Genomic DNA, 15,300 nt, shown 5'->3' with positions numbered 1-15,300 from the left:
CGGGGAAGGAGATTTACGATGAGCCTTGCCCTGCCTGCGCCAGATATAACGCGCGCGCTAACCCGCATCTCCCATGAAATCCTAGAACGCAACTCAGGTTCTGAATCAATCACACTTCTTGGAATTCCCACGCGCGGTGCACATTTAGCCAAGAGAATCGCCGCAATAATTGAAACGATCGAGAAGGTCCCGGTTCAAGTTGGAACTTTAGATATCACCTTGCACCGAGACGATCTTCGGATGAGACCGCCTCGCGCCTTGATGCCGACTCTGATACCTCCACTCGGCGTTGAAGGAAGAAACGTTGTTCTGATCGATGATGTTCTCTTCTCTGGCAGAACGATCCGAGCTGCACTCGATGCCCTCGGTGAGATCGGTCGCCCGAAGAGTGTGCAATTGGCAGTTTTAGTAGATCGTGGCCATCGCGAACTTCCGATCCGAGCAGATTTCGTAGGCAAAAACTTGCCAACGTCTATAGATCAGAGCGTCCTTGTTCATCTAACAGAGCTCGATGGCGCTGATGAAGTCTTGATTGAAGGTGGCGCAAAATGAAGCACCTATTGTCAATAAATGATTTGAGTAAAGCTGAGTCGATTGCAATTTTAGATACGGCCCAGGAGTTGGCTCGTGTAAGCGATGGACCGATGAAGAAACTTCCTACTCTTCGCGGAAGAACGATAGTAAATCTCTTCGCGGAAGATTCCACCAGAACTCGAATCTCATTTGAAGCCGCAGCTAAGAGGCTATCGGCCGATGTAATCAACTTCTCGGCTAAAGGTTCAAGTATCAGTAAAGGCGAATCCTTAAAAGACACCGCACAGACGTTGCAGGCGATGGGCGCAGATGCGGTGATCATTCGCCATGGCGCATCGGGCGCCGCACAACGTTTAGCAGATTCAAAATGGATGTCTGGTTCGGTGATAAATGCAGGCGATGGAACGCACGAGCATCCAAGTCAGGCTCTGCTTGATGCCTTCACCATCCGTAAGCATTTGGCAAAATCAGGTGAGGATCTCACGGGTATAAAAGTCGTCATCGTTGGCGATGTACTGCACTCACGAGTTGCGCGCTCGAATGTACTTCTACTGGCAAAGTTGGGAGCCGATGTAACTTTGGTAGCGCCACCTACTTTGCTACCGGTAGGTGTTGAAAGTTGGCCATGCAAGATTTCCTATGACTTTGATAATGCGCTGGTTGGCGCCGATGCGGTGATGATGCTTCGCATTCAACTAGAACGTATGTCTGAAATGTTCTTTCCCAATGCCCGTGAGTATTCAAGATACTTTGGTTTAAATGGTGATCGCGTTAAAAGTCTTAAACCAACAGCGCTGGTTATGCACCCAGGTCCAATGAATCGTGGCTTAGAAATCACCGCAGATGCCGCAGATGGTGCTCGATCTGTGATTGTTGAGCAGGTATCCAACGGTGTCAGCGTAAGAATGGCGATTTTATATATGTTGTTAGCTGGCGCTCCTGAAGGTGAAATTATCGGAATTAACAGAGAGGTAGGTGCTTTGTAATGAGCGCATCGAATTCAAACTTTCTCTTAACAGGGTTAACTCTGCCAGATGGAACAACTAGTGATATTCAGATTGCAAATGGAGTTATCACCGCAATCGGCAAATCACTTCCTAAAAACTCTGCAGACGAAGTTATTGACTTCAAGGGTTCGGTAGTACTTCCTGGTTTAGTTGACCTCCATACACATTTGCGAGAACCAGGTAAGGAAGATGCTGAAACAGTTCTATCTGGTTCGATGGCAGCGGCAAAAGGTGGCTTCGTTGCGATATCTGCGATGGCCAATACCTCACCAGTTGCTGATACCGCAGGAGTCGTGGAACAGGTTTACGCACTTGGCCAGAGCGCTGGCTTTGTGGACGTTTTTCCAATTGGCGCAGTTACGCAAGGTTTAAATGGACAAACGCTCTCTGAGATCGGGGCAATGGCAGATTCAAATGCGCGAGTTCGAGTATTTAGCGATGATGGAAATTGCGTTCATGATCCATTAGTCATGCGCCGGGCTTTGGAGTATGTAAAGAAATTCAATGGCGTTATTGCCCAACATGCGCAGGAGCCAGCGCTGACAATCGGTTCGCAGATGAATGAAGGTATTAACTCTTCTCGCTTAGGTTTGAAGGGTTGGCCTGCGGTCGCCGAAGAAGCGATTATTGCTAGAGATGTCTTACTTGCTGATCATGTCCAATCAAGGCTACATATCTGCCACTTAACAACTGCTGGTGGCGTCGACATTATTCGATGGGCAAAGGCCCGCGGAATCAATGTAACCGCAGAAGTTACGCCGCATCACTTACTTCTGACCGATGACTACGCAAATAGTTATGATCCGATTTTTAAAGTTAATCCACCACTCCGTACACAACGAGATGTGGAAGCGCTTCGTGAAGGTTTAGCAGATGGCACTATCGATATCGTTGCAACAGATCACGCACCACATCCAGCGGAAGCGAAAGAGTGTGAGTGGCAAGAAGCTGCATTTGGAATGCTGGGCTTGGAGAGCGCGCTCTCGATCGTTAACCAAACAATGGTTCAAACCGGCCTCTTAAATTGGGAGGGTGTGGCAGATCGTATGAGCCGCGCTCCTTCTCGCATCGCAGGTTATGAAAACCATGGTGGCAAGATCGCGGTTGGTGCACCTGCACATCTGACTGTGATTAACCCGACCCAGACTTACCGCGTGGATCGCGACCTAGTTGCCTCTCGAAGTCGCAATACTCCCTTCCATGGAATGGAACTCTCTGGAGTAATTCAGGGAACTTTCTTCCGAGGTATTCCGACCTATTTGGCTGGACAACTAACATCGATACATAGCAACGGTTCAAATTCAGAAGCGCAGGGAGGTAGCTCTAGATGAGTAAGGCCTACCTGGTTTTAGATGATGGACGGATCTTTGAAGGTAAATCTTGGGCCGCACCAGGAAGAACTTTCGGTGAAGCAGTTTTTCAAACTGGTATGACTGGTTATCAAGAGACTCTTACCGACCCTAGCTACCACCGACAAGTGGTGGTCATGACCTCGCCTCATATTGGAAATACTGGCGTTAACTCAACCGACAATGAATCAAAGAAGATCTGGGTGGCTGGCTTTGTCGTAAGAAATCCATCTACTTTAACTAGCAACTGGCGCAGTGAGAAAGATCTGGAAGCAGAGTTAATCGATCAGAATATTGTAGGAATTCAGGGGATTGATACACGCGCTTTAACCCGCCATTTACGCGATCGCGGTGCGATGCGAGTTGGAATTTTCTCCGGTGAAGAGTTGAGTAAAGAAGAGATGGTTGTCGAAGTTCGTAAAACTTCTCAGATGAGCGGTGCTTACTTGAGCGAGGATGTCTCCACCAAAGAGACCTACATCATCCCTGCAATTGGTGAAAAGAAATTTACTGTTGCCGCACTTGATCTCGGAATTAAGGGAGCAACGCCACGCGCCCTTGCCCAACGTGGAGTAGAAGTCCATGTCATGCCTTACAACTCAACCCTTGAGCAGATCATGGCGATCTCACCGGACGGTGTTTTTTTATCGAATGGTCCAGGCGATCCCTCAACGATGAACGATGTCGTTGATCTGGTTAGAGATATTTTGCTGGAGCAGATACCGATCTTTGGAATTTGTTTTGGCCATCAAATTCTCGGACGCGCACTTGGTTTCGAAACGTATAAGTTGCAATTTGGTCACCGCGGAATCAATCAACCGGTAATCGATAAGCGAACTGGAAAGGTCGAAATCACGGCGCATAACCATGGATTCGCAATCAAAGCTCCGACTGAGGGAACCTTCAACACCGTATTTGGTGCCGGCGAAGTAACTCACCTTGGCCTAAATGATGGCGTCGTTGAAGGTTTGCAATTGCTGGAACGCGGTGCATTTAGCGTTCAGTATCACCCTGAAGCTGCGGCTGGTCCGCATGATGCTGCCTATCTATTCGATCGCTTCATAGAATTAATGCTGCGTTACCCACGAGCAAAGGTGGCGATCTAATGCCACGCGATACCTCGATCAAGAGCGTTCTTGTAATTGGTTCTGGACCAATTGTTATTGGCCAAGCCTGCGAATTCGATTATTCAGGAACGCAAGCCTGCCGCGTTCTGCGCGCCGAAGGTATCCGCGTAGTTCTGGTTAACTCCAATCCCGCAACGATCATGACCGACCCAGAGTTTGCCGATGCTACATATATCGAACCAATTACCCCAGAATTTATCGAACGAATTATCGCTAAAGAACGTCCCGATGCAGTGCTTGCAACGCTCGGCGGACAAACTGCGCTTAATGCAGCGATTGGTCTACACAAGGCTGGGACGCTGCAACGTTATGGTGCGCAGTTAATTGGCGCCGATGTTGATGCGATCGAACGCGGTGAGAATCGTGAAATCTTCCGCACCATCGTTGAGAAAATCGGGGGAGAGTCGGCTAAGTCGATTATCTGTCACACGATGGACGAGGTAATTGCGGGCGCCGCAATTCTCAAATATCCAGTCGTCGTACGCCCTTCTTTTACGATGGGTGGACTCGGATCCGGAATCGCATTTGAAGTAGAGAGTTTGCGACAGATCGCGGGCGCGGGTCTTCGCCATAGCCCAACTACAGAAGTTCTCCTTGAAGAATCTATCATTGGCTGGAAAGAGTACGAACTCGAAGTAATGCGCGATAAATCAGATAACGTCGTTATCGTCTGCAGTATTGAGAACATTGACCCGATGGGTGTTCACACCGGAGATTCACTTACCGTTGCCCCTGCGCTAACACTTACTGATGTCGAATTTCAGAAGCTACGTAATCTTTCAATAGATATCATTCGCGAAGTTGGCGTGGCTACAGGTGGATGCAACATCCAATTCGCTGTTAATCCAGATAATGGTCGCATTATTGTGATTGAGATGAACCCACGTGTTTCCAGGTCAAGCGCACTTGCATCTAAGGCAACTGGTTTTCCTATCGCCAAGATCGCTACCAAGTTGGCGATCGGTTACACCCTTGATGAGATTAAGAATGACATTACCCAAGTAACTCCAGCATCTTTTGAGCCAACCCTTGATTACATAGTCGTTAAGGCGCCGCGCTTTGCCTTTGAGAAATTTGCTGATGCCGATCCAAGGCTTACTACAACGATGAAGAGCGTTGGCGAAGCTATGGCGATCGGCCGGTCATTTCCAGAAGCGTTGATGAAGGCGTCGCGATCTTTGGAGCGCAAGGAAGCGATCTTCACATTCCCTACCGATCTTTCAAAGATCGATCTGCCACATCTGCTTAAGGCAATGGTTATTCCTACTGAGTACCGTCTGCAGCAAGTACAGCTCGCACTTTGGGCTGGTGCCAACATGGAAGATGTATTTGCAGCCACCAAGATTGACCGCTGGTTCTTGCATCAGTTGCAGTTGATTAATGAGCGAGCACGCGAGATCGCCCAACCTGGCGAGATTAGCGAAGAGTTCCTGCGTAGCGCCAAGGAGATGGGCTTCTCAGATCTTCAAATTGCTGCTCTTCGTGGAGTAACAGATGAAGATATTCGTAAGGCTCGCTATCACTTAGGCGTTAGACCTGTCTATAAGACTGTCGACACTTGTGCTGCTGAGTTTGAAGCCTTTACCCCGTATCACTATTCAAGCTATGAGGAAGAGACCGAAGTTCGCCCGCGCACCAAACCAGCGGTAATTATCTTAGGTAGTGGACCAAATCGCATCGGTCAAGGAATTGAATTTGATTATTCATGCGTTCACGCATCATTTACTCTACGTGAAGCGGGCTTTGAAACTGTAATGATCAACTGTAATCCAGAGACAGTTTCGACAGATTATGACACTTCTGACCGTCTTTACTTTGAACCGCTTACTTTGGAAGATGTTTTAGAAGTTGTTCACGCCGAAACTTTGGCTGGTCCTGTTCTTGGTGTGATAACTCAATTAGGCGGACAAACACCTCTTGGGCTAGCGGCAGGTTTAAAGGCAGCGGGTGTAACAATTCTTGGAACATCACCAGAGGCGATTAACTTGGCGGAAGAGCGCGGTGCATTTGGCCAAGTTCTTGCAGAGCAATCACTGCTCGCACCAGAGTTTGGAATGGCTGCTTCACAATTAGAAGCACAATCCATTGCTACACGTATCGGTTATCCGGTACTTGTGCGTCCTTCCTTTGTTCTAGGTGGGCGCGGCATGGAGATCGTTTACGACGATGCAGCCCTGGCTGGATTTATCTCAAGAGCTACCGATATAACTCCAGATCATCCAGTTTTAGTAGATCGTTTCCTAGATAGCGCTATTGAATTAGATGTTGACGCCCTCTTTGATGGCGAAGAACTCTTCTTAGGTGGCATCATGGAACACATTGAAGAAGCTGGGATTCACTCAGGTGATAGCGCGTGCGTTCTACCTGCGATGACAATTAATCCGGCGCAGCAGAAAGCGATTCGCGAAGCGACCGTCAAGATCGCACAAGGCGTTGGAGTGCTCGGCTTAATCAATATTCAATTCGCTATGGCTGATGAGATTCTCTATGTTCTTGAGGCCAATCCACGCGCCTCGCGCACAGTACCTTTTGTTAGCAAAGCGACCGGAGTTCCTCTAGCAAAGGCGGCGGCGCGAATTGCGATGGGCACAAAGATTTCAGAGCTGCGAAGCGAAGGTCTTCTCCCAGCAAGTGGAGATGGAGTTGCCAAGGGAATTTCAGTTAAAGAGGCGGTACTTCCATGGAACAGATTCCGTCGCACTGATGGTCGGGGAATTGATGCAGTTCTGGGACCAGAGATGCGCTCAACCGGTGAAGTTATGGGAATAGCCGAAACATTTGGTGAGAGTTATGCCAAGAGTCAAATCTCAGCATTTGGCCCTTTACCAAAAAAAGGTTCAGTATTTGTTTCACTCGCGGATAAAGATAAGGATGCAGGTCTTGCTCCGGCGCGCGCCCTTCTGCAACTTGGCTTTAAGTTGATTGCAACAGGCGGAACAGCAGATTTCTTTGCAGTCAATAACATTCTTGCTCAAAAAGTCCGAAAGAACTCTGAAGGAACAGGTCCTCTGGGTGAAAGGACGATCGTCGAACTACTCAACAGTGGAGAGATAGATCTAGTCATTAATACACCAGTAGGTCGTGGAACTCGAGCCGATGGTTGGGCAATTCGTACCGCAGCTGTGCAACGATCTATTCCATGCATCACAACCACTGCAGGATTTAGCGCCGCTGTAGAGGGAATTAAGGCGCTGCAACGCGGTGAATTATCGGTGCAACCAATTCAAGAATGGTTGAAGAAGTAATGACAACTATAAATCGTGGCGCAACACACACCTTCGCAACAGTTCTATCTAATAAGCGCGTAGGTCAATACCATCAGATTCTCCTCGGAGTTGGAGATCTAGTTAAAGCTTGTAAGCCTGGAAACTTTGTTGCAATCAAGGTTGGAGGTGACAGTTCTCGAATGATTCTTCGTCGCGCATTTGCTATTTCACGCGTTGCAGAAAGCACATCATTCGGTGGAACGATGGAGTTAATCGCGGCTCCTCACGGTAGCGGTTCACAATGGTTATGTTCCCAACCAGAAGGTTCTGAGATCGATATTGTCGCTCCGCTTGGTACCGCCTTCGGTATTCCAACATCTCCTGTGAACGCGCTCCTAGTTGGTGGCGGTTACGGGTCGGCACCGCTCTTCGGTCTTGCAGAAGTTTTGAAATCTCGTGGCTGCAAAGTAGATATGTTGCTAGGTGCATCTACCGGAGCAAAGATTTACGCGCCGATGGAAGGTAAGCGTTCAGTTAATTCACTCAAGATTTACACCGAAGATGGAACCATGGGTCAGACTGGAAGAGTTACCGAACCAATCGTTGACTTGATCAAGGCCGGCAGCGTTGACGTTATTTATTCATGTGGCCCGATGGGAATGTTATCTGCCATATCTAAACTCACCGAAGGAAGCGATGTAGTTCACCAGTGTGCGGTTGAAGAAGCGATGGCTTGTGGCATTGGTATCTGCATGACTTGTGTTTTGCCAGTAAAGGGCAGTGATGGGCAAGTTTCAATGTTGCGCTCTTGCATTGACGGTCCGGTAATGGATGGCGCTGATGTGCAATGGCACTTAGTTGGACAGACTCCGCAGGTGCAGCAATGACCTTAAATAACACAGAGAACTTCGATTTTTCGACAACTCTAGGAAATGCTTATTTTTCCTCACCGATCTTCACCGCAAGTGGTTGCGCCAGTTCTGGCAAAGAGTTGGCGCAGTTCTTTCCATTAAGTCAGATCGGTGCTGTCGTAACGAAATCGGTTATGAATAAACCGCGCCATGGTCGCCCAACACCACGTATGGCAGAGACTCCGTCTGGAATGCTCAACTCAATTGGTCTACAAGGTCCAGGAATTGATGCCTTTCTGGCTAATGATGTTCTGTGGCTAGTTGAAGAAAAAGCACGAGTAATTGTTTCGATCGCGGGAGAAACAATTGAAGAGTATGCAACCTTGGCGCGCAAGGTTCGCTCGGTTTCCGGCATCAGCGCTTTGGAAGTAAATATCTCATGTCCGAATGTGGAAAATCGTGGACTTGTCTTTGCTTGCGATCCCGAAGCTTCGCGGCGAGTGATTGATGGAGTTCGTCGAATAATTGGGGGAGACCTTCCGATCATCGCAAAGCTATCTCCAGATGTAACTGACCTTCCATCGATTGCAGCGGGAGTAGTTGAATCTGGGGCCGATGCACTTGCCTTGATCAACACCGTTCTTGGAATGGTTATCAACGTTGACTCCATGCGTCCGCACCTCGGTGGAAAAACAGGCGGTCTATCTGGTCCAGCGATTCGTCCAGTGGCGGTCCGCGCTATCTACCAAGTCCATCAAGCGCTACCGAACGTTCCGATTCTCGGAATGGGTGGCGTAACAACCGGGCGCGATGCCTTTGAACTAATCCTTGCTGGTGCATCTGGAGTTTCCGTAGGAACAGCAAGTTTTGGAAATCCACATGCGCTTATTGATGTTCAAAACCAGTTGCAGCAGATTTTGATAGATAAGGGTTTTAAATCTTTGAAATCTGCCATCGGGTACGCACACAGAACGGATGTGCCATGAAAGCCCCGATAATTCTGGCGGTTGATACCTCTGATTTCGATACTGCTCTAGCGTGGATCGATAACACTAAGGAATCGGTATCGGTCTATAAGTTGGGGCTCGAGTTCTACCTTAACTTTGGAAGTGCTGGAGTTTCACGAATTATCGAAGAGACCGGTGCTGAGATATTTCTTGATCTAAAGTTGCACGATATTCCGCACACAGTTGCAGGTGCGGCGAAAGCCATCGCGTACTTATCTCCCAAGTTTTTGACGGTCCATGCAAGTGGAGGTAGAGAGATGGTTAAGGCTGCAGCTGCGGCAGTTCCCGAAGTTAGCGTGACTGCGGTAACTATCTTGACCTCTTTGTCTGAAGAAGATCTCTTTGAAGTTGGTTTTGCAAGCCCCGCACTAGAAAGCGCTGTCGCTCTGGCAAAGATGGCAGTATCTGCAGGAGCGAGATCATTGGTCTGTTCCCCTCTTGAAACGGTTGCGATTCGAAGCGCGGTTGGAAGCGAGCCAATAATCATTACCCCTGGCGTGCGGCCACTAACTGAAGTTGGCTCAGACGATCAGAAGCGAACGATGACTCCGGCCGATGCAATTGCACAAGGTGCAAATTTCGTGGTGATTGGTCGCCCTATTACTTCGGCATGGAGCCAAGGTCCACAGGCGCTGCGCGATAAAGCTGCATTGATTGCTAGCGAAATTCTTAGTAACTAGACTTTTAGATATGCCAACGCCACCACAGTTAACCCCCGCACAAAGATCTGCGGCGTTAGCGAAATCTACCGCTTCTCGCCAAGTAAGAGCTGCGATCAAAGCGCGCGTGAAAGCCGGTGATCTCTCACTTTCTGCGATTTTAACGCTGGCGGTAAATGATGAAGCGATCGCCAAGATGCGCGTTGCTGAGTTACTCGAATCTTTTGCAGGGGTCGGCAAAGTTCGAGCCTTGGGAATTCTTGAGAAGTTAAATATCTCTCCAACGCGCAGAATTCAAGGCTTAGGAGTTTCACAACGTGAAAATCTATTGAAAGAGTTTCCTGATCGCGTCGCCGCCGCTCAGCGTGGAAAGTTGCTGGTTCTATCTGGACCCGGGGGAGTTGGTAAGAGCACGATCGCCAAATTGCTTCGTGACTCCGGCGAATTTTGGGTCAGCATTTCAGCCACCACAAGAACAGCGCGCCATAATGAAATAGATGGCGTTGATTACTTCTTTTATACCGACGAGGAATTTGATAACGCGGTAAAAGGTGCGCTCTTCTTGGAGTGGGCAAATTTTGCAGGCGCTCGTTATGGAACGCCACGCAAGCCTGTCGAAGATGCGCTCCGCGATGGCAAGAGCGTTTTACTTGAAATCGAAATTGCTGGCGCTAAGCAAGTCAAAGAACGCGCCCCTGAAGCGGTACTTGTATTTCTAGAGCCGCCATCATGGGAAGAGTTAGTTTCGCGGTTAGAAGGACGTGGTACTGATTCACCAGAGCGAAGGGCAGCGCGTTTAGAGTTGGCCCAAGAAGAGCTAGCCCAGGCTGGTTTTTTCGATATTTCCTTGGTAAATGAGCGAGTAGAAGAGGTCGTCGCACACCTGATATCATTGGTGACTCAACGCTAGGACTGCTGTTCTTTAACAGTTGCCGAGCAAATTACTTTTAGAAGCAGTTAGCAATAATTACTGGAGGCTCAAATGGACGGCATCACTAATCCACCAATCGACGAACTTCTCGAGAAGAGCGGTTCTAAGTACAGCCTCGTTCTCTATGCGGCAAAGCGCGCACGCCAGATCAACGCTTATTATTCACAACTCGGAGAAGGTTTACTTGAATATGTTGGTCCACTAGTTGAGACCCACGTTCATGAGAAGCCTCTCTCAATCGCGCTACGCGAAATCAACGAAGGTCTATTGACCATCGAAAACCTCGAGCCAACTGCTTAATTAACCTTTAATTAGGTTTGAGTTATGGCGCGCGCTCGGGAAGTAATTCTCGGAGTTGGCGGAGGCATCGCTGCCTATAAATCCTGCGATCTACTTCGTCGTCTGCAAGATCGTGGCTACCTAGTAACTATTGTTCCAACTCCATCAAGTCTGAATTTCGTCGGTGCTGCTACCTGGGAAGCGCTCTCTGGCAGACCAGTTACTACGCAAGTTTGGGAGCGCGTTGATGAAGTTCGCCATATCTCACTTGCCAAGGATGCAGATTGCGCAATCATCGCTCCGGCTACCGCTGACCTCATCGCACGTATCGCAGCTGGTCGCGCTGACGATCTGTTAACAAACCTAATTCTCGCAATCGATGTACCAATCCTGGTCGTACCAGCTATGCATCCGCAGATGTGGCTGGATCCAGCAACTGTCGCAAATGTGGCAACACTTAGATCGCGTGGATTTAAGGTTATGGAACCTGAAGTAGGTCGACTCACTGGCGATGACATTGGTCCGGGAAGATTTCCCGAAACTGCAGCGATCATCGAAAATTTTGAGCAAGCTATTGGCGCGAAGAAGGACTTCCTGGGTCGTAAAGTTTTAGTTACGGCTGGTGGAACACGTGAGGCGATAGATCCAGTTCGCTATATCGGCAACCGTTCTAGCGGTAGACAGGGTGCAGCAGTTGCTAGCGCTGCGCTAAATCGTGGCGCAGAAGTTACTTTGATTATGGCTAATTCACAGTTAACTGAGGAAGAGTCTCGCGCTCTGCAAGGAGTCCGTGTTATTCCGGTTGAAACCGCTATTGAAATGCACCAATTTTTGGAAGAAGAATTTCCTAAGACCGACGTATTGGTCATGAGCGCGGCGGTTGCAGATGCTAGACCTTCGCAGTATTCCGAAGGCAAGATAAAGAAGGGCGATCTGCAACAGATCGAGCTATCAGAGAATCCAGATCTACTTAAATCAATCGCTCGCCTAAGGGATAAACAGATAGTTGTTGCCTTTGCCGCAGAGACATCGCTGAATATTGAGATCGCTAAAGCAAAGTTAGTCGCTAAAGGCGCTAATATTCTCTATCTCAACGATGTTTCAGAAGGCGCCATATTCGGTGCTACTGAGACTCAAGGAATTGTTTTAACGAGCAATGGCGCTCAAATTGAAGTACCAACTTCAAGCAAGGACTCGCTGGCCGAACTTCTCCTCGACCAAGCCCTTATTCAGTTAGGTTAAGCCCATGTCAAAGCGTCTATTTACCTCCGAATCTGTCACCGAAGGGCACCCAGATAAGATCGCCGATCAAATCTCGGATGCGATCTTAGATTCACTTCTCTCTCAGGATCCCTCAAGTCGCGTTGCCGTAGAAACTCTCATCACTACAGGTCAAGTACATGTTGCTGGTGAAGTAACAACTAATGGATATGCAGATGTAATGGGCATTGTTCGCGACACCGTTATCGGTATTGGTTATGACTCTTCAGTAAAAGGATTTGATGGAAATAGCTGTGGTGTATCTATTTCGATTGGACAGCAATCGCAAGATATTGCCCAAGGCGTAGATGATGCTTACGAAAATCGCGTGGCATCCTCAGCCGATCCTTTAGATTTACAAGGTGCTGGAGATCAGGGTTTGATGTTCGGTTATGCCTGTGATGACACTAAAGAGTTGATGCCACTTCCAATTTGGTTGGCTCACGAACTTGCACAACAACTTTCCAAGGTTCGCAAATCAGGTGCTCTCGGATATCTACGCCCTGATGGCAAGACCCAAGTAACCATTGAATACGATGGCGACAAGGCAGTTGCGCTAGATACCGTGGTCATCTCTAGTCAGCACGCTGAAGAAGTAGATGTTGTAAAGAAGTTAACCCCTGAAATTATTGAACACGTTATTGAACCTGTGCTTTCCAAGATCGATCTGCCACGTAAAGATATGCGCACCTTGATTAACCCAACCGGTCGCTTCGTTATCGGCGGTCCGATGGGTGATGCTGGTTTAACTGGCCGCAAGATCATCGTAGATACTTATGGTGGAATGGCCCGCCACGGCGGAGGAGCATTTTCAGGTAAAGATCCTTCAAAGGTTGACCGTTCTGCTGCATATGCAATGCGTTGGGTAGCCAAGAACGTTGTCGCCGCCGGACTTGCGCGTCGCTGTGAAGTTCAAGTCGCTTACGCGATTGGTAAAGCACAGCCAGTAGGTGTCTTCGTTGAAACTTTCGGAACTGAAACCGTTCCAGTACAGAAGATTCAAGATGCTGTGACCACGGTCTTTGATCTACGTCCTGCTGCGATTATTCGTGACCTTAATCTGCTGCGTCCAATCTATTCACAAACCGCTGCGTACGGCCACTTCGGTCGCGAACTCCCAAATTTCACATGGGAAACAACTTCGCGAGTCGATGCGCTACGCGCTGCTGTTAACTAAAGAGAAGTAACGCCGTGGCTACGGCGCGTCCACTTCGCTTGAAGCGAGAAGAAGCAAAGCGAGTAGATAGCGCTCAAGCCGAGCAAGCCGCCTTCGTAAAGGTGTGGGTGGATACTTCCGTTAGCCATCTAGATGGTACTTACGATTACTTAGTTCCCGAGCGGCTAACAAATTCGGTACACCCCGGAATCCGCATCGGTGTGCCATTTGCGGGACGTGATGTAGAAGCGCTGGTTTTGGAGCGCACAGATAAGAGCGAGATAACAAACTTGAAATTCATCTCATCAGTAATATCAGAGGAGGTGGTTGCAACTCCGACCCTTATCAACCTGGTTTCCCTAATCGCTAAACGCTGGATCTGTAATCCCTACGATCTCATTAAGAGCGCAATTCCGGCGCGCGTGGCTAGCGTTGATAAAGCCTTTGCTACCGAGGCTAGAAGTTCAAAGGTTCAAGACTTGGTCAAGAAAGCGCAGGGGGAGGTGACCTATCTCCATCTAGCTCCTCATGAAGATCCTTTAAAGCGCTTAAGCGAGTTTGCAGTGAAGGCTCAAGCAAAGGGAACTGTATTAATAGTCGTTCCAGAAGATCGCGAATTAGAACTTCTTAAGACTGAACTTCCTGATGCGCTAATTTTGACTTCATCGTTATCCCGCACTCAGCGATATGCAAATTACCTTACTGCGATTACTAGTTCCAACCAGATTATTATCGGTACCCGAAGTGCGATCTTTTTAACGCCACCCGATTTAACTACGCTGATTATCTACCGCGAAAATTCACAGAGCCATTATGAACCGCGCCACCCTGGATGGAATGTGCGAGATGTCGCCCTTTTGCGCCAGAGTGAAGAGGAGTTAAACCTTTACTTTGTTGGCCATTCACCGTCATTCGAAATGGCTCGGGCCATCGAATCGGGTTCGGTGAAATTCTTAAGTAAAAAAGCGCGTCTTCAGGTATTTACATTTCCGCAAGGCAATTCAGAGTTGTTACCGGAGCGGATCTTTTCTCCAATCCGCAGTGCGCTAAAGTCGGGACCAGTTCTCTTTCTCGTTCCCAAGAAAGGTTATGCCAGCGCTCTGATGTGCAAGAAATGTCGAAATCTAGCGATCTGCTCTTGTGGTGGAAAACTTTCCCGTTCGAGTCAGAGCTCTTCACCATCCTGTGTTCATTGTTCAAACGTCTTTTCTAATTGGAAATGCAAGTGGTGCAACGAAGATAAGTTGGTTCTTCTTGGCAGGGGAGCGATCCGACATGCAGAGGAAATAGGTAGGGCGTTTCCGGGTTTCCAAGTGATTAACTCCGATGCTGATACACCGGTCAAAGAGATCACAGGTAAAAAATCGGTAGTAATTTCAACTCAGGGCATGACGCCAATCTGCGAAGGCGGATATTCAGCAGTAGTACTTCTAGAAGGTGTTTCATTCTTTTCCTACTCTGATCTACGTGGACAAGAGAGATCCCGTGAAGCTTTCTTTGAGGCGGCGGGCCAGGTAAAGGTTGGAGGTTCGGTATTAGTTGCTATCGATACTAGCCACCCAATCAGCGCCGCGCTAGCTAGTTGGAATCCGGCTCATATGTATAAACGAGAACTAGCAGATCTCGAATCGCTGGAGCTTCCACCGTTTACAAGATCGCTAACCATCGATTTAGTAACGCGTGAAGCAAGCGCGGTTGCAGATGGATTTAAGAAGGCGCTCCTTGATTCTCGTATTCCTTCCTCAACAAAAATACTAGGGCCTTCGATTCGAGGCGGAGATAAGGCAAGAATTATTTTGACTGCTTCACTAAATGATTTTTTGCAGCTAACGCAATTCGTTGGTGAATTTGTAAAGCATCGCGCTATAGCCAAGAAAGAGGCGATACAAGTGCGAATCGACCCATATTCACTCTCTTGAGTTACAGTATCAGAG

13 protein-coding genes are annotated in these 15,300 nt (G+C 48.4%); all 13 read left to right on the top strand.

Features of this window, described 5'->3' with window-relative positions; genetic code table 11:
• Nucleotides 1-18: 18 nt before the first annotated feature.
• The 13 genes from pyrR (at nucleotide 19) to A1sIIB60_RS03575 (ending at nucleotide 15,285) form a co-directional block, all read left to right on the top strand.
• Nucleotides 19-552, top strand: coding sequence for a bifunctional pyr operon transcriptional regulator/uracil phosphoribosyltransferase PyrR (pyrR, locus tag A1sIIB60_RS03635; RefSeq protein ID WP_095671136.1), 534 nt, complete (start codon nucleotides 19-21; stop codon nucleotides 550-552).
• Entirely contained in the window at nucleotides 549-1,520 is a 972-nt protein-coding gene (locus A1sIIB60_RS03630; protein WP_095689167.1) for an aspartate carbamoyltransferase catalytic subunit, read from the top strand. Before pyrR ends, A1sIIB60_RS03630 begins: the two co-directional genes overlap by 4 nt.
• Nucleotides 1,520-2,872, top strand: a complete 1,353-nt coding sequence (locus A1sIIB60_RS03625) for a dihydroorotase (protein WP_095689166.1) — start codon at nucleotides 1,520-1,522, stop codon at nucleotides 2,870-2,872. The genes A1sIIB60_RS03630 and A1sIIB60_RS03625 overlap by 1 nt, the downstream gene beginning before the upstream one ends.
• Nucleotides 2,869-3,996 (top strand): glutamine-hydrolyzing carbamoyl-phosphate synthase small subunit, encoded by a 1,128-nt coding sequence (carA, locus tag A1sIIB60_RS03620; protein WP_095689165.1) that lies wholly within the window; start codon nucleotides 2,869-2,871, stop codon nucleotides 3,994-3,996. Before A1sIIB60_RS03625 ends, carA begins: the two co-directional genes overlap by 4 nt.
• Nucleotides 3,996-7,262: a carbamoyl-phosphate synthase large subunit gene (gene carB / locus A1sIIB60_RS03615; protein ID WP_095689164.1), complete on the top strand. Its 3,267-nt coding sequence runs from the start codon at nucleotides 3,996-3,998 to the stop codon at nucleotides 7,260-7,262. Before carA ends, carB begins: the two co-directional genes overlap by 1 nt.
• Complete coding sequence (locus A1sIIB60_RS03610) at nucleotides 7,262-8,110, top strand: dihydroorotate dehydrogenase electron transfer subunit (protein WP_095689626.1); 849 nt, start codon at nucleotides 7,262-7,264, stop codon at nucleotides 8,108-8,110. Before carB ends, A1sIIB60_RS03610 begins: the two co-directional genes overlap by 1 nt.
• Nucleotides 8,107-9,060, top strand: a complete 954-nt coding sequence (locus tag A1sIIB60_RS03605) for a dihydroorotate dehydrogenase (protein WP_095689625.1) — start codon at nucleotides 8,107-8,109, stop codon at nucleotides 9,058-9,060. The genes A1sIIB60_RS03610 and A1sIIB60_RS03605 overlap by 4 nt, the downstream gene beginning before the upstream one ends.
• On the top strand, nucleotides 9,057-9,761 hold the full coding sequence (gene pyrF / locus A1sIIB60_RS03600; protein ID WP_095689163.1) for an orotidine-5'-phosphate decarboxylase: 705 nt from the start codon (nucleotides 9,057-9,059) through the stop codon (nucleotides 9,759-9,761). The genes A1sIIB60_RS03605 and pyrF overlap by 4 nt, the downstream gene beginning before the upstream one ends.
• Nucleotides 9,762-9,771: 10 nt before the next feature.
• Nucleotides 9,772-10,650, top strand: a complete 879-nt coding sequence (gene gmk, locus A1sIIB60_RS03595; RefSeq protein ID WP_095689162.1) for a guanylate kinase — start codon at nucleotides 9,772-9,774, stop codon at nucleotides 10,648-10,650.
• A gap of 72 nt (nucleotides 10,651-10,722) precedes the next feature.
• Entirely contained in the window at nucleotides 10,723-10,971 is a 249-nt protein-coding gene (rpoZ, locus tag A1sIIB60_RS03590) for a DNA-directed RNA polymerase subunit omega (RefSeq protein ID WP_095671129.1), read from the top strand.
• Between the two features lie 24 nt (nucleotides 10,972-10,995).
• On the top strand, nucleotides 10,996-12,192 hold the full coding sequence (coaBC, locus tag A1sIIB60_RS03585) for a bifunctional phosphopantothenoylcysteine decarboxylase/phosphopantothenate--cysteine ligase CoaBC (RefSeq protein ID WP_095689161.1): 1,197 nt from the start codon (nucleotides 10,996-10,998) through the stop codon (nucleotides 12,190-12,192).
• A 4-nt stretch (nucleotides 12,193-12,196) separates the two neighbouring features.
• Nucleotides 12,197-13,387 (top strand): methionine adenosyltransferase, encoded by a 1,191-nt coding sequence (gene metK / locus A1sIIB60_RS03580; RefSeq protein WP_095689160.1) that lies wholly within the window; start codon nucleotides 12,197-12,199, stop codon nucleotides 13,385-13,387.
• A gap of 14 nt (nucleotides 13,388-13,401) precedes the next feature.
• Complete coding sequence (locus A1sIIB60_RS03575; RefSeq protein WP_095689159.1) at nucleotides 13,402-15,285, top strand: primosomal protein N' family DNA-binding protein; 1,884 nt, start codon at nucleotides 13,402-13,404, stop codon at nucleotides 15,283-15,285.
• Nucleotides 15,286-15,300 lie beyond the last annotated feature (15 nt).

Origin of the sequence: Candidatus Planktophila lacus, from assembly GCF_002288385.1 — a bacterium.
GTDB lineage: Bacteria > Actinomycetota > Actinomycetes > Nanopelagicales > Nanopelagicaceae > Planktophila > Planktophila lacus_D.
Note: the sequence above shows the minus strand (reverse complement) of the source record. Positions and strands in the feature narration are given on the sequence as shown.